This is a genomic window from Shinella yambaruensis (assembly GCF_022899355.1).
Classification (GTDB): Bacteria; Pseudomonadota; Alphaproteobacteria; order Rhizobiales; family Rhizobiaceae; genus Shinella; species Shinella yambaruensis.
The window spans coordinates 145,031-160,775 of sequence record NZ_JALJCK010000012.1; the positions used below are offsets into that span (position 1 = coordinate 145,031).

20 protein-coding genes and 1 pseudogene are annotated in these 15,745 nt (G+C 56.9%); 7 read left to right on the plus strand and 14 right to left on the minus strand.

Going from position 1 to position 15,745, the window contains the following annotated elements:
* Window positions 1-38 precede the first annotated feature (38 nt).
* Together MUU56_RS25200 and MUU56_RS25205 are read left to right on the plus strand one after the other, a co-directional pair.
* Window positions 39-1,126: pseudogene (locus MUU56_RS25200) on the plus strand (IS3 family transposase); the annotation flags it as partial.
* A 261-nt stretch (window positions 1,127-1,387) separates the two neighbouring features.
* A complete protein-coding gene (locus MUU56_RS25205) occupies window positions 1,388-1,873 on the plus strand; it encodes a hypothetical protein (protein WP_244770022.1) in 486 nt (161 codons plus the stop codon).
* Between the two features lie 432 nt (window positions 1,874-2,305).
* On the opposite strand, the gene MUU56_RS25210 is transcribed toward MUU56_RS25205, so the two are convergent.
* Complete coding sequence (locus MUU56_RS25210) at window positions 2,306-2,686, minus strand: hypothetical protein (RefSeq protein WP_244770023.1); 381 nt, start codon at window positions 2,684-2,686, stop codon at window positions 2,306-2,308.
* Between the two features lie 383 nt (window positions 2,687-3,069).
* Between MUU56_RS25210 and MUU56_RS25215 the strand changes: the two genes are divergently transcribed.
* Window positions 3,070-3,903, plus strand: coding sequence for a hypothetical protein (locus tag MUU56_RS25215; protein ID WP_244770024.1), 834 nt, complete (start codon window positions 3,070-3,072; stop codon window positions 3,901-3,903).
* A 49-nt stretch (window positions 3,904-3,952) separates the two neighbouring features.
* Here the strand turns inward: MUU56_RS25215 and MUU56_RS25220 are convergent, their stop codons facing one another.
* The gene (locus MUU56_RS25220) at window positions 3,953-4,231 is read right to left on the minus strand and encodes a hypothetical protein (RefSeq protein WP_244770025.1); all 279 of its coding nucleotides are present in this window, start codon (window positions 4,229-4,231) and stop codon (window positions 3,953-3,955) included.
* Between the two features lie 142 nt (window positions 4,232-4,373).
* On the opposite strand from MUU56_RS25220, the gene MUU56_RS25225 reads away from it, so the two are divergent.
* Window positions 4,374-4,715 (plus strand): hypothetical protein, encoded by a 342-nt coding sequence (locus MUU56_RS25225; protein ID WP_244770026.1) that lies wholly within the window; start codon window positions 4,374-4,376, stop codon window positions 4,713-4,715.
* Between the two features lie 192 nt (window positions 4,716-4,907).
* Here the strand turns inward: MUU56_RS25225 and MUU56_RS25230 are convergent, their stop codons facing one another.
* Complete coding sequence (locus tag MUU56_RS25230) at window positions 4,908-5,675, minus strand: DUF3800 domain-containing protein (RefSeq protein WP_244770027.1); 768 nt, start codon at window positions 5,673-5,675, stop codon at window positions 4,908-4,910.
* A 12-nt stretch (window positions 5,676-5,687) separates the two neighbouring features.
* Entirely contained in the window at window positions 5,688-5,885 is a 198-nt protein-coding gene (locus MUU56_RS25235) for a hypothetical protein (RefSeq protein WP_244770028.1), read from the minus strand.
* Window positions 5,886-5,991: 106 nt separating this feature from the next.
* On the opposite strand from MUU56_RS25235, the gene MUU56_RS25240 reads away from it, so the two are divergent.
* A complete protein-coding gene (locus tag MUU56_RS25240; protein WP_244770029.1) occupies window positions 5,992-7,017 on the plus strand; it encodes a beta family protein in 1,026 nt (341 codons plus the stop codon).
* Here the strand turns inward: MUU56_RS25240 and MUU56_RS25245 are convergent.
* Window positions 7,006-7,575 (minus strand): sce7726 family protein, encoded by a 570-nt coding sequence (locus tag MUU56_RS25245; RefSeq protein ID WP_263195026.1) that lies wholly within the window; start codon window positions 7,573-7,575, stop codon window positions 7,006-7,008. The genes MUU56_RS25240 and MUU56_RS25245 overlap by 12 nt on opposite strands.
* Before the next feature lie 352 nt (window positions 7,576-7,927).
* On the opposite strand from MUU56_RS25245, the gene MUU56_RS25250 reads away from it, so the two are divergent.
* Window positions 7,928-9,325 carry a caspase family protein gene (locus MUU56_RS25250; RefSeq protein ID WP_244770031.1) on the plus strand — a complete coding sequence of 466 codons (1,398 nt, stop codon included), beginning with the start codon at window positions 7,928-7,930 and terminating at the stop codon, window positions 9,323-9,325.
* A 310-nt stretch (window positions 9,326-9,635) separates the two neighbouring features.
* On the opposite strand, the gene MUU56_RS25255 is transcribed toward MUU56_RS25250, so the two are convergent.
* The 6 genes from MUU56_RS25255 to MUU56_RS25280 all read right to left on the minus strand — a co-directional run bounded on the left by MUU56_RS25255 (window position 9,636) and on the right by MUU56_RS25280 (window position 13,193).
* Complete coding sequence (locus MUU56_RS25255; protein WP_244770032.1) at window positions 9,636-10,211, minus strand: hypothetical protein; 576 nt, start codon at window positions 10,209-10,211, stop codon at window positions 9,636-9,638.
* Window positions 10,212-10,571: 360 nt separating this feature from the next.
* Window positions 10,572-10,865 carry a hypothetical protein gene (locus MUU56_RS25260; protein ID WP_244770105.1) on the minus strand — a complete coding sequence of 98 codons (294 nt, stop codon included), beginning with the start codon at window positions 10,863-10,865 and terminating at the stop codon, window positions 10,572-10,574.
* The gene (locus MUU56_RS25265; RefSeq protein ID WP_244770033.1) at window positions 10,862-12,145 is read right to left on the minus strand and encodes a hypothetical protein; all 1,284 of its coding nucleotides are present in this window, start codon (window positions 12,143-12,145) and stop codon (window positions 10,862-10,864) included. Before MUU56_RS25265 ends, MUU56_RS25260 begins: the two co-directional genes overlap by 4 nt.
* 135 nt (window positions 12,146-12,280) lie before the next feature.
* Window positions 12,281-12,649, minus strand: a complete 369-nt coding sequence (locus MUU56_RS25270; protein ID WP_244770034.1) for a hypothetical protein — start codon at window positions 12,647-12,649, stop codon at window positions 12,281-12,283.
* Complete coding sequence (locus MUU56_RS25275) at window positions 12,649-12,852, minus strand: hypothetical protein (RefSeq protein WP_244770035.1); 204 nt, start codon at window positions 12,850-12,852, stop codon at window positions 12,649-12,651. Before MUU56_RS25275 ends, MUU56_RS25270 begins: the two co-directional genes overlap by 1 nt.
* Complete coding sequence (locus MUU56_RS25280) at window positions 12,852-13,193, minus strand: hypothetical protein (protein WP_244770036.1); 342 nt, start codon at window positions 13,191-13,193, stop codon at window positions 12,852-12,854. Before MUU56_RS25280 ends, MUU56_RS25275 begins: the two co-directional genes overlap by 1 nt.
* A 118-nt stretch (window positions 13,194-13,311) precedes the next feature.
* On the opposite strand from MUU56_RS25280, the gene MUU56_RS25285 reads away from it, so the two are divergent.
* Window positions 13,312-13,545: a helix-turn-helix domain-containing protein gene (locus tag MUU56_RS25285; RefSeq protein ID WP_317633330.1), complete on the plus strand. Its 234-nt coding sequence runs from the start codon at window positions 13,312-13,314 to the stop codon at window positions 13,543-13,545.
* Between the two features lie 335 nt (window positions 13,546-13,880).
* Here MUU56_RS25285 and MUU56_RS25290 read toward each other — a convergent pair whose 3' ends face one another.
* From MUU56_RS25290 to MUU56_RS25300, 3 genes are all read right to left on the minus strand, one after another.
* Entirely contained in the window at window positions 13,881-14,129 is a 249-nt protein-coding gene (locus tag MUU56_RS25290; protein WP_244770038.1) for a hypothetical protein, read from the minus strand.
* A 131-nt stretch (window positions 14,130-14,260) separates the two neighbouring features.
* Entirely contained in the window at window positions 14,261-15,211 is a 951-nt protein-coding gene (locus tag MUU56_RS25295; RefSeq protein WP_244770039.1) for a calcium-binding protein, read from the minus strand.
* A 131-nt stretch (window positions 15,212-15,342) separates the two neighbouring features.
* Entirely contained in the window at window positions 15,343-15,528 is a 186-nt protein-coding gene (locus MUU56_RS25300; protein WP_244770040.1) for a YdcA family protein, read from the minus strand.
* Window positions 15,529-15,745: the final 217 nt, after the last annotated feature.

The window sequence follows — 15,745 nt, forward strand, 5'->3', positions numbered from 1 at the left end:
CTGCTTATGCCGACTGTCCGGTCGAAATGGGGGGCAGTTCACATGGCATCCAGCCGAACCAGTTGTTCGCCTGGCGCAAGCTGGCGTCACAAGGCGCGCTGACGGCGACGGCCGCCGAAGAGGAGGTTGTCCCGGCTTCCGAATACCGGGCGCTTCAGAACCAGGTGAAGGAGTTGCAACGCCTGTTGGGCAAGAAGACGATGGAAGGCGAAATCCTCAAGGAAGCCCTCGAAATCGCCACCGGCTCAAAAAAACAGATGTTGCGCTCGCTCTCTCTTCCGAGGGGGATTTTAGGATGAAGACCGTCTGCGAGACTTTGGGTGTCGCCCGGTCGAATATCGCTGCGCGTGCCGCGTGCTCCCCTTCAAGAACCAGAGGACGGCCACCGCTCCCGGATCGGGAACTGGTGGAGGAAATCAGGGCCATCATCGCCGACATGCCCACCTACGGCTATCGGCGTGTCCATGCCATTCTGCGCCGCAACGCCCGGAAAGATGGGCGTTCGTGGCCCAACGCCAAGCGCGTCTATCGGGTCATGAAGGTGCATAACCTGCTGTTGGTGCGCCACACCGGAGCGGCCGATGATCGCCGCCATGACGGTCAGGTCGCTGTCGAACGCTCGAACATCAGATGGTGCTCCGATGGCTTCGAGATCGGCTGCGACAACAAGGAGAAGGTCCGCGTCGCCTTCGCCCTCGACTGCTGCGACCGCGAGGCCATCGCCCATGTCGCCACCACCGAGGGTATCAAGAGCCAGGACGTGCAGGACCTCGTGATCACCGCCGTCGAGAACCGGTTCGGCCGCATCAACATGCTGTCCGAGCCCATCGAATGGCTCACCGACAACGGCTCCTGCTTCATCGCCAGGGACACCGCATCCTTGCTCCGCGAGATCGGCATGGAGCCATGCACGACGCCGGTGCGCAGCCCGCAATCGAACGGTATGGCCGAGGCCTTCGTCAAAACCTTCAAGCGCGATTACGTCTCGGTGAACCCCACCCCGGACGCCGAAACCGTCATGGCGCAACTGCCGTTCTGGTTCGACCACTACAATAATCTTCACCCGCACAAGGCGTTAGGATATCAATCCCCGCGCGAGTTCATCAGCTCGCAATCTCAAACCTGAGCATGTCCGGTCTTTTGGGGGCAACTCCAGAGGTCTGTGGCGGCGAGAGCGTCGACGCTCACCACGATGATTATGGAAAGCCCCTCGTTGTCCGCTGGTTCTGCCGGCGACATCACACACGTCTGCACTCCGGTGGTGAAGACCTGTTTCCTCTTCAGGCCTGATCCAACTCGTTAAAGCCGTTCCCGGTTTTTATACCAGGCCCCAGGCTGATAGGTCGTCCCACTGTGTTATGCTTCTTGACGGCAGAAGGACGAAAACATGGCTCTTTCAACATTGGGAAGATGGTCAGCAGAGGAAATTTGCGCGGCGGCGGATATAGCCCGTGAGAAAGGCGTTGGCGTCCGGCTACAGGCAGATGGGTCCGTTTCCATTGGAATTGTCCCGCCACCATTTCAAGCCAGCCAGGCGGACGCCGCTGGAGGGGGTAGCGCAACCGAGACAACACGCGTCTTCTCCCCCGCCACACTTGCGAAGCGATGGCATTGCTCGGGCCATCACATTCGAAACATGGTGGCGGCTGGGCGGCTAGCCGGATTCAATCTGGGCGGAAAGCTTCTTCGTATCAGCCGCGAAGAGGTAGAACGGATCGAAAACTCAGCGTCGAACGCCCTTGAAGCTCCGATCGACCCAGAACTGATTGAGCCGCCCGCCGATACGCTATCGCTCAAGAAGGAGCGGGCCAAGACGCTCGGCAATCCACTCGCGCACGCACGGGTAAATGCTTTACGCGATGGCAGGGTGTAGCGCTGCGGCCCGGACGAATATCAGCACGACTCCGCGCAAAGCCGAGCGCGGGGAGAGGGTCATCCCCGAAATCATCGACATGGGATGAAGCTCAGCACCACGGCCGGCGGCGCCCTTCCGCGGTGCGAGCGAGACCCTCAGCAACCAGCTTGTCACCGATCGACTGGCCGTTTCGCATGAGGATGCGGAGCGAACTGCGGTACTGGTCGGTCTCCTTATCCGGTAACGGGCGCATTCCGAACGGTCCCGTACTCAACAAGACCAAGCGCATCTTCGCCTTTTGCCCAAGCGCCAATCCCCGCGCGCACTGAGGGGTTCCGATTTCGGGCATGTGAGCAGACTCATCGATCAACCATGGAGAACATCGGATTGCGCGAATGGGCACACAGCCGGGATGGGTGGTGCAAGTATCACGCGAATTCGCGGTGGAACTCAGCTCAGCGCCCATGCGCCAGAAATTGTCAGCAAAAGAAACACGACCCATTGAGGCATTTCCTGGTGCTTTTGCCGCTTCCAAACCACGACCGCAAAACTCAAGAGGGTCAAGGCGCCAGCAATCACAGTGGCGGCAAGAGCATACGGACGAAATCCTTGATCGATCGCCGCGGCCAGATAAGCCACCAGAGATGCGGTCAGGACGATTGTGACGATATGCCAGCAGAGATAGAGCGTATAAACTACGTCAAGCGGCAGCTCGCGCGAAGCAAGCAACGGACGAACGACCTCCGGACCGCCGGAAGCGAGATGGTAAGCGATCAACCCGAGTGATATTGCTGCGGGTAGCAAGAGGGCGGGCGTCACAAGGCTTTCCATATGCGTTTCTCCAAATCTTCAGGTTGAGCAGAACGCTTGCCCTGTTATTTCCCTGCTTTAGCAGGGCTTCCTTAGTGCAACGACGACACCGTTTCTCAGATCACTCAGAGCGAACCTTTAGCGTACCGGTCCCGCTCAAATGCCCAATGCCCTGAAGCTCTTTGTCACATCCTGCCGGTGCCGCACAATTACCCCATCGGCGACTCCTCACCGCCCCATGTGGATGATACTTCGCGATTTGCGGCAAAAGCCGTCGGTCCATGCATTGCCGTTCTCGGTCCAGCGTAGGCAGTGAGCGTCACTCCTGCTCGCTTGCGGGTACTTTGCCGTTCCTTCGGCTTCGACGCGACCTTCCCAATCTCGATGAATATCAGGAGATAGCTATGGCTAGTCTACTATCGATCATCCGTGAGCGAACTGGTGATACACCAAGCCCAGGGCAAAGACGTTGGCTTGAAGGCGTCGAGAGGGCCGACCGCCTGGGCCACGAAGCAGGTGCAAATGATGACGCAGGGGAAGATAATTGCCCCTACATCAAGACCCCTCATCGTGACTGCTGGCTTCAAGCCTTTCGGCGCGTCAGAGGCATCGTGGATGCTGCCGGGAGCATCAACGAATTTGGTGTCCCGGTGTGTGAGTGGATCGCCATGCCCGAGGCTGAAAGACAGCTTGTGCGAGCAAGACGCTGGTATCGTAGAATGAAGGTTGATCCAATTCTGCTTGCAAGACATAAGGACAGAGAGGCAAAAGCCCGTGTACGGTTCAAGGAGCGCTGGGCGGAAAATCCTGAGCCCTTTCGCGCCAAACTTCGGGAAATCTACTGGAACGACGCGGAGGTTGCTCGCGCAAGGAACCGCGAGAAGTATCAGCGTAATCGCTCATCAGAACTCGCCCGAAAGGCGCGAAACTGGAGGTCAAAAAAAGCCAAGCGCGAAATTACCAAATCGCCCAATGAGGTGTATCGGATGATTGACAAGGCCGTCTCAAAATCCCTGCCGAGTTTTGCGAGGGACGAGATTGTCTCCTCCATGTGCTTGGCTGTTCTCGAAGGCAAATTGTTCATTGAGAACATCGGCAAGGAAGCAGGCAATTATCTGCGGGCGTACAACCGTGACTTCGACAACTTCAAGACCGCATCCCTCGACGCGCCTGTGAACGGCCATGACGGAACGACATTCCTCGACTTACTGGCCGACGAAACTGGAGGCGACCGGTAGCACCGAGTTTGCAAGCGGGCGCTCGCGCTTATCGGGGGCGCCCCCACCCCTATGTCATCTCCCTGACCCGCCCTCGTATCTTCCAGAGAAACCATATCGGAAAACCGAACTCGACCGAAAGGATGGTGACGAGCACGACAAGGTAATGAGGGTCAAGAAGGGCCAGCAGCAGCACGAGGGGGATAGCAGAGGCCATCCCTGCCATGAGGATCCATAGCGCTCGGCGGCCCGCGGAAGCAACCGGGACCAGGCGCCGGGGGTGATGCGGGTCCGTTTCGAACCACGGCTGCAAGCCCGTTTCCGGTTGCCATTTAAAGAAATCGCTCATGTCTCCCCCTGATGACGTCGAGACTACCCGCGCCGGCTGTAAACTATCAAATCCTTGTGGGTTTATCACCGCCAACACGCTTGCGCGGGATGCCTACTTACGAGAGCATCCGGCGCTACTTCATGGATCGCACGAAGGGTAAATGCGATTTCTGATAATGCTGGTGGGGCTGGCTGTCACGTTTCCGGCCGCGGCGCAGGAACTGACGGCGAAACAGTACAAGGAGGTCCAGCGCAATCTCCGAGAGAAGCCGGGCCTGATAGACAGCATCATCTCGAACTGCGCCACGCAGATGCATGCGCGCGGTCGAGTATCGAGCGAAATGGCAGCAAGCGTCGGCGCGGACGAGAAGGGTGCTGCCAGGATTTACTGCTCACGGCTTTTCACCACTGTTGCCGCCGAGCGCCTTTCCCTCAAAGACTTCAATTCATTGGAGAGAGGAAAGCCCACGACCAACGCCGACAGGATCCTGCGCGGCGGATAGCAGCGCTGCCCCTGTCGCACGCACGAAAAAAGCCCGCCGGTGAGGGCGGGCTTAGAACGCGGATATCTTGTAATTAGAAAAGCGTTTCGCGGGTGCCTATGGGAATCAGATATGTCAAGTGCTATATATGTTGCGCCGGGAGTGCGTCACTTAGCACGTTGAGGTTACGGCCTCACCCGGCGTCAAACATCCTCAGATTATTGGTCCCGTCCAACCCTTCTTCGGGAAGCGACATACCCCGAAGCCATCGATCCTGCCCTGTGGACTGGCACGTAGCGCGTCTTTTATCGCATTGAACCACTGGTCGTCGTTTGATTCAAAACGCCGCCAGATGGCGCCGGCAACCATATCAGCGAATTGGATGCCAACGCTCATGTGAGATGGGGCAAGAAACACGCCCTCAATCAGATTTGGATAGTTCGATGTGTAGGACGAGTCCGCCTCCACTAGCCGTTGATGCTGCTCCCGGAGCCGTTTGTCGTCATCTCTGCCCCTGTGATCAGCGACGATTATGCCGTGAAATTTAGTTCCGCTGGCCTTCGAGATATCTTGCAGAGCGTACTGGAACCGCTCTGTGATTACCTTATAGGTGCGGAAGTAAATATCGGCTTGGGTATTTACGTTTGGTAAGCTATAAGCCAATGCGGAATCGCAGATACCGGCAACGATCCTGATCGACTTGTCTGAGGTCAATATCCTGAAAATCAATGAGCGGAAAGCGTTACGCTTTTCCATGGTCCATTCGACCATGGGGTTTTCTTTATCCTTATTTCCAGGTGCGAAGAAGCGCCACTTTAACTCCCCTTTGTAACCTCGGTTCGCCTTGAGGCCCTGTAAGTGGCCGCTGATCCTATGCCACCTGTCCTCAGGAACAATAAGGCCGGCAATCACAAAATATTTTGGATTGCCTGATCCGGGTTTGGCGGGTGTCCCGCTTTCATCAACGAAGCACAGATGCATGACTTCCCCCGCTCAATGCGTCGTCCCCTTACGTCTGGCGATGTACGCATCGTTCAATTCTCTGACCATGAACCTGGCTACCACTTCGTCGAAGCCATCCTGAGGAATGCCGTTGAGCTCAGCCGTCAGCCCCGTGAAAATGTCGTAGACCGCCCACATGCCCGTTCCGTCCTCGCGCATGTCGTAGCGGTTCTCTGGTTTCCTCTTCATCCGCGCAACGTGCCATGGCTCGGCCTAGAGTCAAGATTGAAGCGAAGTGAGCCACTCGACTCTTGCGAGAATAAGTGCTTCTTTTCCCGAAAAAGGGGAGAGAGCCATGCCGCAGTACACGCCAATCTTGCGATGGAAACGAGGGGAGCGTGTTGGCCTGCAACACCTGACAGCGGGGGCTAAGCAGCGAAGTCTCCCACTATTTCTGCTTGGAGCAGACCAGTATAAGCTACGCCCCGCGACGGCTCGTCGGGATGCCGTCCCTGCACCAGATGCATTCATTCAAGAGGTGCGGATAGCATGGGGTACTACGCCATTCCTGCTCGACGCGTCCGCGCTTCCTTCTCAAGGGTTACATCACCCCCTCCAGGCTATTTCCGCCGCCTGCGCGGGGGCCGGCCTTGCGATGATACCGACTACTGCTCTTGCCGTTTCGCCCGCATACCAAGCCGCGGTTAATGCATCCGTTGCTACTGGCAACGGGGTTTGTCTGCGGATTGATCTGCAAGAGGCTTCATCGATGCAAACATGGATTGGCGCGTGGCCTCATCCGCTTGAGCAAACCGACCTTATTCTGGATTTCGGCGCCGAAATCGGCACCGTCGCACAGCTAGGTCCGGCACTCGATGACGTATTTTTGAACCTTCATGCAGGTAATCGATGGCGGTCTGTATCTATGGCAGGCACATCAATGCCTGAAAATTTTACAGGCTATCTCGCCGGCCAGCATTTGATTAATCGGCGAGAATGGAGCCTTTGGCAGCATCTGCACGGTCTTAGGTTGCCTTATCGTCTCGACTACGCCGACTTCACATCGACGTCGCCTGGCGCGCCTCCCCCGAATATTGCTTGGGGTTACCCCATAAACGTCAAGTACACACTGCCTGATAGTTTCTTGATTTGTCGCGGGGTCCGGACGACGGGCCCGCAAGGTGTTGAGGCGGATGTCCAATTGGTGAATCACGCCAACAGCATTAGAAACTTTGCACAACGGCATGCCCTCGCTCACATCTGGGCCGATTCGAAAATTGATGACATCGCCGTGGGCAATGCTAGTCCACAAGGACTCGAGCACTGGGTTCAACTGGGGGTGAACCGGCATATAGAATTGATGGCTACCCTATTGCCTTAGAAGCCAGTTCTGCCGTGATTTTAGTGCAAGGCGCACTTTGTCCGAGAGTTCGGAGAACGGAAGCTGAGCAGCTAAGCAGCGATAAATTTCCTTGACGCGCTTAGAGCGCAAGCCTTTTGCCAAACTATATTCCGCAAGGATCGAAATGGCTTCATCCTTGCGGAGCAATTCCGCCACTAAATATGGATCAGGATTCGGGTTGATCTGGGCAGATCTGAGTAAGGAGAGCTCCACTTCCGTCCCGATCATTTTCGCCTGCATTAACCCCCACCAGTTGGGGATATGGTCATTTGCATCGGCAATGTGACGCTCACCGACCACTAGAGTAACTTGATCGAATATTCGGCTGTAAATGTCTGCCTGTAGAGGCAAGCGGGCCAATGTGTCGCGTTCGCTCTTAAGTTCGTATCCCGAAAGTTTCCCATTGATAACAGCAATGTCGATCCGAACGGTTCCTGCCCACAGGTTCATTTCTTGCACGATGCGCGTATCACTGTCGCCGCGGTGGTCGCGTGACAGCCTTTTCATCACCGCTCGTCGTACGTCTGCGTCTCGCAAATTGCTGCTGTCCTCTAACGAACCTGACCAATCTGATCGTCTTGGGTTACCATGAAGTTACAAAATAGGTCAATCTTACTGACCAATCTTCCCTATACTGCCGCAAAACGCCCCGTTAAGAAGTTAGCGGTTGCGCGAGAGGCAGGGTGGCATCCTTGGCCGCGCGGGCGCGATATGCAAGCCGGCAATGTCGGGTGCAGTATGGCTTAGCCGCCGCTGGCCGTTCGCTGCAGAGCAAAATGCGAGCCGCAAGAGGCTGCGTATCTCTCCTATGTCAGCGACGTGAATATTCCCCCTTTAAGATTCGTTTGGCTCAAAGCAGAATGCTGCAATCGATGATTGGGAGGGGAGAATGGTATTGCGGGCAATCGTTTTTGCTATTGCGTTGCTTGCGAGCAGCGGCGCATTTGCCGAACGTAAGGTGGCACTCCTGATCGGCAACGCGAGATACAGTACGGCCGCCTCCTCTCTCCGAAATCCGCTGAACGACGTCGCCGTGATGCGCAAGACCCTGGCCGGTGCGCAGTTCGAGGTGGATATTGTCGAGAATGGCAGCCTCGACCAGATGTCGGCCGCCTTGGATCGCTTCGAGGAGAAAGCCCGGGGTGCTGAAATCGGCTTGATCTACTATTCGGGCCATGGCGTGGAGATCGGCGGCGAGAACTATCTCGTACCCATTGATGCCGAACTGCCGTCCGACCGCAGGGTGAAATACGAGGCCATCGCCATGGCCGACGTCTTGAGCCGCCTCGACGGCGTCACCAAGCTCAAGCTCGTGCTGCTCGACGCTTGCCGCGACAACCCGTTTCTCGACACGATGAAGAAGCTGGCAACCAAGGGCATAGGCTCCAAGGGACTGGCTAGGGTCGAGACCAGCGGTAGCAACATGTTGATCGGCTATGCCACGGCACCTGGCGAAGTCGCCCGGGACGGGGATGGGGATAACAGCCCCTACGCAGCCGCGCTCGCGCGCCATCTTGTCGCGCCGGGGCTCGAGATCGAGAGTGCATTGCGCGCGGTCACCAGGGATGTGCGAGAGGCCACGGGCGGCGGCCAAACGCCGTTCAAGACAGGCTCCATCTACGAAACGGTCCTGCTCGGTCCCGCCATCACTGAACAACTCGACACACCCGCCTACGAGAAGGAGCAGGAGTCGGGCTTTTCCGGCCAGCAGGCGCTCCCGGTCGATCCCTGCCGCGATGCGGCCACACATTGGGGCGAGGTCAAGTCGTCCGAGGACAAGACGCTGATTGGCGAACATGTCCGTCTTTTCGGCGACTGTGCCTTTGTCGGTCTAGCAAAGCACCGTATCGCTGTCTTGGAGACGAAGGAAGCGAACCTCGCCCTCCAACAGAATGAAGCCCTGGCGAAGAAGGAACTCCAGGCCGAGTTGTTGCGCCTCAATTGCGAGCCCGGATCGCTCGACGGTCTTTGGGGCAGGCAGTCCGCTACCGCATTGGACCGCTTCCTGCGCGCTTACGGCAATCATCTCGGTGGTGTCGACAGGGGCAACCTGTCAGCGGTGTTGTCGAAGGCGAGAAGTATCGCGCCAAAGGCCTGCCCGGCCTTCTGCAAGGCGGATCAAAGACTTGTCGGCGGCATCTGCCAACAGGTCGCGCACACGCGGAAAATAGACAGGCCGGCCGGCAAGCCGACGCGCAAGAAGGAAGGTTCAGGAGGTTCGATCGGCTTCGGCAGCCAGGGAAATTGCAAAATTTTCAATGGCCAGAGGATTTGTCAGACCCCCTAGCGTCTTCGGTATGATGCAGCCGGAGACCTGTATTCTCGTCTCGAAGAATTTCCCGTCCTGCACGGTCGCGATGAGCTGCCGGGATCCACTGCACCGAAGGTACAACTCGCTGTCCTTGTCACTGTTCTTCTTGACGTAGCGGGCCTTGTAGGCTGTCATGCAGCTCTTGTAGGCCTGATGGAGCGGAAACCGGCCGAGTTGGATCGTCTTGCCCTCGACCTCGACGGTACAGGCCGCCAGGGCCGGCGCCGCTGAAAGCGTAAGTGCCATTACGGCCGCGCCGCAGGATATCGTGGTTCTCCCGTTCATTTCAGCCCCTTCGTTTGCATGACAGCGCTTCGAATTTGAAGGTCGTGGACCCCATCGGAATTCCCGCCGATCCCTGGGATATCCGGTAGAACCGCTCCCCACGGCAGCCCTGCTTCGAAAAAACGATGCTCACCTTGTTCTCGAAATGGACTTTCTGGGAACTGCGCACGCCTGCGGTGACGTCCTTAGCGGAGCCCGACACCTTGTAGATCAGGGACGTCTCGTTGAATGTCACAGATGTCGAATAGCGGATCTCAAACTTGACTGACCCATCGTGGCAAAGAAAGCTTCCCGATGCCCGGCGATTGAGGAAGGCGTCGTAACCGACCTCGTTTCCCCGTCTTTCGTTGCCGCAGAAGAAGCCGTTCTCCTGAAGTTGAACGCGCCCCCCCTCGAAGGTCCTTATTCTCTGGGTGAAATTCTTACATTTCTCACCGAAGCTTGATTGCTGCGTCCTGCACTTCCAGTTTACGAGAATATCGAACCCAGTGGTTGCGGCCCTTGCTGAAGGCGACGGTGTGTAAGAAACTGCGGTGCAAAGCGCCGTCAACGCCAGAATAGAAAGGGCTCTTTGCAAGGGCTCAAATCCGATAATGATAGATCGCGTTCAACAAACACTCTCACCCACAGATTGTAAACAGAAAACTTAATTCTGTGCTCTTCAGCTGATATTATTCCAGCCAGTCAGTAGTCATCCCAATCCCGGTAGTCCGGGTGGGTGTGAACTTGATAGAGTAACCCTTGGCACCAGCACACTCTGCCTGGTCAGGCGGCATAGTCCCGGAGCAGAGGCGGCATTGCCCGAATCGCCCCTATGCGCGTCTTCGCGTCGCACTAGTCGATTGTCCATAACCCGCAGCCGGCCACGAATTCGCTGGCCCAGGCGATGCGCTTGGCGCCTTCAGGAGGCCGATTGCAATGAGGAGGGCAATGAGCTTCATCGGCCTGCGCCTCCCCGAAAATCGTAGATCAGCGGCGGCCGCGGTGTGTCGGCGTATTCGTCGGCCCGCCTGGATGCTGCCGGCGAGGCTTCAATCAGGCGCAGCGCCTTTGCCACGCCGTCGCCCGACCACTGGCGGATAGGCAACTCCTCCTCATAGCCGGACCAGTCGGCATCGCCGCCGTCCTCAAGATCTGGGTCACCGTCGATCCGATCGAGGAGGGCAATCAGTTCCTCGATGTGGCGCTCCAGTTCGAAACGGCGGAAGTCTTTGAGGGCGAGGCTTCTCATTGTCCGGCCTCCTTTGCCTTTTCGCTATCAATGTAAGCCTCAACCTGTTGGTCCATCCGTTCGGCCTCATCGCGGGCGAGAATGATCAGCGAATTGAGCCGTTCGGCGGAACGGTCCCTGCTGCCATCAGGGAGCTGATATTGGATCTCGGTCGAAACCTCGTAGACGCTTTCCAAAAGGGCATGAAGGCAACCGGTAGCGGTCTGGATATCGTCAATTTCGATTGTCGCCCGCGGGGCGGGGCGGCACACCGGTGCAGGCATAGCTTCGACGTCCAAACCGCCAACCGAAGGACGTCGAGCAGCGTCCTGGGAAACATTATTGTTCTCCAACCCGGCCAGCGCAAAAACGTGCGTCATGAAGTCATCGCTGCAGTCGCTACAACCGGCTGTCGTTTCCACGTAGAGTATGATGGCCAGTTCTCGAACCGTCGCCGGCCGCATTCCGGTTATCCGTTCGCGAAGGCTGCCATACTGCTTCAATTTCTCTTCATGAATATAGGGAGTATCGCCGCCGCTCATGCTCTGACTGACAAACATCCATTCGCCGAAGAGAGTTTCAATCGTCTCGGCCGGCGGCGCGGCGTCGTCCGCTGTACTGCCAACAGCTATTTCGCGAACACGGCTCTCGAACTCCTCCGAGTGGTCGCTTTCCATGTAGTCGCTGTCGACGATGAACATGATGGCAACGTCGCGTGGTGTCTGCGGCTCGGCTGCAATGATCCTGGCTTGAAGGATCTGATAGCGCGACAGTCCCTCGTCCATTTCCTCATCGGTCCTATCCCACGGCGCATTCCGCACGGCGAGCCATTCCTCGTACATTTCGGGGATCGTCGGTGATGCAGTGGCAACGGTCCGGCCCGTAGCAGCGCAACCGCCAAGTGCTTCGATCCCGATGAGCGAGCCAAGAAGCTCATCGAGATAACCAGCCTGAACAGTGTCATGCGCCGCCCGCGCCGCTTCGGTATCCTGTTGGTATAGGTAGCCGACCTTAGCCAGGACGTCCGCATGCGAATGGCAAGGGAAATGAATAAGCTTCTTCTCGGCCTGATCCGCGGCCTTCTCCTCCATGGTGCCGGTCGGCAAATCTTCATCGGACGTTGCCAACCACGCAGCGTTTGCGGCCTCATGCTCCCGGATGGCGTTCAGAAGATCAGGGCTGACATCGGCCCTTGCTTCCGTATGAACTTTTGCCAATACAGCAAGGCTTGCTGCGACCTGCACCTCATCCGGCTTGCTTACTTTACGCGCGCCGCTGTGAATTGTCGTCTTAGCGTTCATTTGGTCCTCCTTCGATTGAACCGATCTATTCTGTCGCGTTGGCGAGCCGGCAACTTTGAGTTTGAAACGTCGTAACAGTGCCGTTGCTTTCCACAGGTGGCTGTGCCGAGACGGCAAAAGGGCTAGACGATCCGCCTATGCAGCCTGCTGGCCGTTGGCTTTCGCCAAGGCTTCGATTTCGGAGATGACGGCGGCGGGGTTGCCGGCGAATTGGTGGGCGCGGGCCTTGATCACCAGGCCGGCAAAGCAGGCGGGGCGGATCGGCGCGATTTCCTGCGCCAGATCCTCCAGCTTCTCGTAAAGCGCGTTGACGTGATGGACGGTGCGGCCGGTTACGGCGAACCGGTGCGCGGACCAAGCCGACGAACCGTAGACCAAGCCGGCGTCGGCGGCGGTGCGGTCGGCTTCGTGCTGGAGCGCTGAGAGCTGAGATTGCGCGGCACGGTAGTCCGCCATGAGGACGGCGAAAGATGCGCCGAGGCAGTAGAGGTTGGTCTCGGACATCACACAATCTCCGGCTTGGGCTTGATCGGGCCTCGGTCGCGAATGCGGGCGACCGTCACGAACTGGTGATCGTGCTCGATCTGGATGCGCCAGCGCCCGCCGTGTGCCCGTTCCATGGCGTCGGCCAAGCATTTCGCGGCAGCTTCGACTTCGGCGAACACGGCACTGCCTGTGCACGCGGCTTTGATGAGAGTTGCATGCATCACGCGGCCTCCAGCGTTGACAGTTCGGCCACCAGCGCCCAGCGCTCCGCGCCAATGCGGATGCCGAAGGGCTTGCAGTCGAGGGTGAGGATTTCGGCCTTCAGGGCATCGATGCTGGCGACCACGGCAGCATCCAGCCTCGCCTTGGCGACCAGGGCCTTGGCGCGCTTCCATTCCGCCTTGAGGCAATCACCGAAGCGGACGACGGAGCCGCGCAGGTAGGGATTGCTGGCGACATATGCCTTGGCGCTGCGATAGTGGGCCCAAGCGGCTTTCATGATCTGCGAGCGGTTGAATTTTGGCATGCCTCCGGCGGTGGCCGGAACGGGGGCGTTCGGCATCTGGGCTGCTCCATTGCATTTTGATCCTTTAGGAATTATTTAATCCATATGAGATCATATTGCAATACCATTGGGATCAAATTATCCGAAAGGGATCAATTTAATGGATGCTGAGCAGATGCGAGCCGCCCGCGCTTTGCTGCGTTGGTCGCAGCAAGAACTTTCCGACCAGTGCGGGGTATCCGTTCCGACGATTAAGAGGCTGGAGGCTATGGAAGGAGAGCTTACCGGGCACCTGAACACTATCCGCGCTATTGAACGGACACTTATTGAGGCTGGCGTTACCTTCATTCCCGAGAACGGGGGTGGTGCCGGGGTGAGGCTGGCGAGGCCGAAAGGTGGTGGTGGCTGAGTATTCCAGGCTCGATCGAAAGCCGCTGCTCACCCTCTCTCATTTGACGGGGCTTGGGTCGATTGGTACCTGCAAAAATTCACGGGACACCGTCTCTTCTATCGCCCTCGTATCCCTGGCCTGACTTATGGTGCAGGTGTCGATATCCCGTCTCTCATAATGGCCAAAACGGGTTGGGAGTATCAACGTTGCAACCGTCAGAATTATCCGGCGGCCTGGTTTGGGGGCCATGACCATAGCCATCGCGCAATCGATGATGCTCGTGGTTATGCTCATTTGCTAAAGCTCGTTCTGAGCGGAAACGCCCTCGAATTAAGCTCCGGCCTGTGAGCATCCTACCAATCCGCGTGCGGATCTGCGATAAACGGCGAGAGGTCGTCACTGGAAAAGCCGGCGGCCTCGATGAGATCGATGCAGCGGGCCCGTTCCTGCTCGATGGCGTCGACGATCATCTTCACCGGATCGCGCTGGCCGCAGCCGAGATGATGGGTTGCGATCCGCCATGCGGTGCGCTCCGTCTGCGATGAAAAGATTGCGGAATCCACGTTTACCTCTTTCTCCCCCAGCCGGGCGGAAGCTGCCATCCATACCTTGCGTCAAGTTGGAGGACAGGAACGCGTCAGCTTCAGTTCGGCACGGCTGTTAGCATCGCAGCAGCAAATGCAACGGGGCAGACGCGGTAGAGGTCGCCCCTTGGGACTTTTTTATCCGCTGCTCAGAGGATGAAATCGCTCGCTTTGAGAGTGAGAGCCTGGTCCAACTCGATTGAGAAGTCAGCCTTACCATCCCCGTCCACGTCACCATGAACGACTGTGTCGCCGCTACTCTTCTCAAAGCGCAATTCACCAGCCTTTTTGTGAAAGGCATCGCTGCCTATGAACTTGAAAGCCTGATCACCTCCAGATTTTGTGTTTGCGTCAATCGTCTTGAGATCGATCTTGTCGCCTTGCGAGCGCCGGAAGTCGGTGATTATGTCGCTGGCGGCGGAGTTCACCTTGGAATCTGATATCTTGGTGAAGATGAATGTGTCGGCACCTCGGCCGCCGGTCAGCTTGTCGGCGCCTAAACCGCCGTTTAACTGGTCATCGCCAACCCCTCCGTTCAGCGTGTCGTTACCAGTATTACCGAAGAGTATGTCGTCGCCACCTCGACCGTGTATGATATCGTTACCCCTGTTTCCCCGAACAATTTCGCTGTGATTAGTCATTTTTAAGATGTCTGCATTACCAGTACCGTTTACTGTGTCGTTGTCCTCTATCAAATCTCCTACAGTTTTTCCTAAGAGAGATTTATAGCTCACCAGTCCGTTAAATTCGATTCTCCACTCAGTATTACTTGCAGTAAATGGAGCTGGTATGAGTTTGTCAATTTTTGATAGATTAATATCCGCGGTTTGAGTTCTAATATATCGCGCTTCTCCATATATTGTAACTTTTTCGACTTTATAGTGAACTACTATCTCCCCTTCAATTGTGTATCCCAGGCCATCTCCAAATTCTCTTACTGTATCCGTCCATTCCCTTTCAGGCGGCTCATCGTATATTTCCACTCCACTATTGAGAATTAATTCTGAGAATGGAACTTTCTTGCTAGTTCGAAAGTCTATATCAAGCCCATGCATGAAATAATACTTTGAAAGTGAGGAAAATGTAATGGTCTTGCGCATCTTCACGTCCCGGATTTAGGTCATGCTTCCCGATTTTGTAGAGTAGCGTCGCAGAATACACGCAGGAGTCAAGGTGCAGGCCTTCATGGCCTGACGAATACGCCACTACCCCGTTCAGCTGCGAGGCGCGATCAATCCCGAGTGCACTTACGCTTTGAGGCGCTGGTCGTGCCGTTCCGGCACAGGAATTTCCCGTCCTTCGTGCAAGCCTTGATCCCTCCCTTTTTGCCGGAGCAAGGCTGGTTTCTGGCCTCAGCAGTCGGCGCGGCAACAAGCAGCATCGACATGGCGGTAATGACGACATGATGGATTTTCATGCTTTCCCCCTTTTGTTTGTTGCGGACGATAGTAGCCGAACACTACGTTAAGTCGAGCCGGCATCGGTGGCCGCCCACAAACCTCCGGAGCGGGGTGGAGATGATGGAGCTCACTGATGAGGGGAAACTAAAATGCCTGCGAAACGAGGGGCCATTGCGATTGCCGTCGCGCTAACGCTTTTGTCGGGCGAAATGAGAAAGTGCCCCCCGCTCGAAA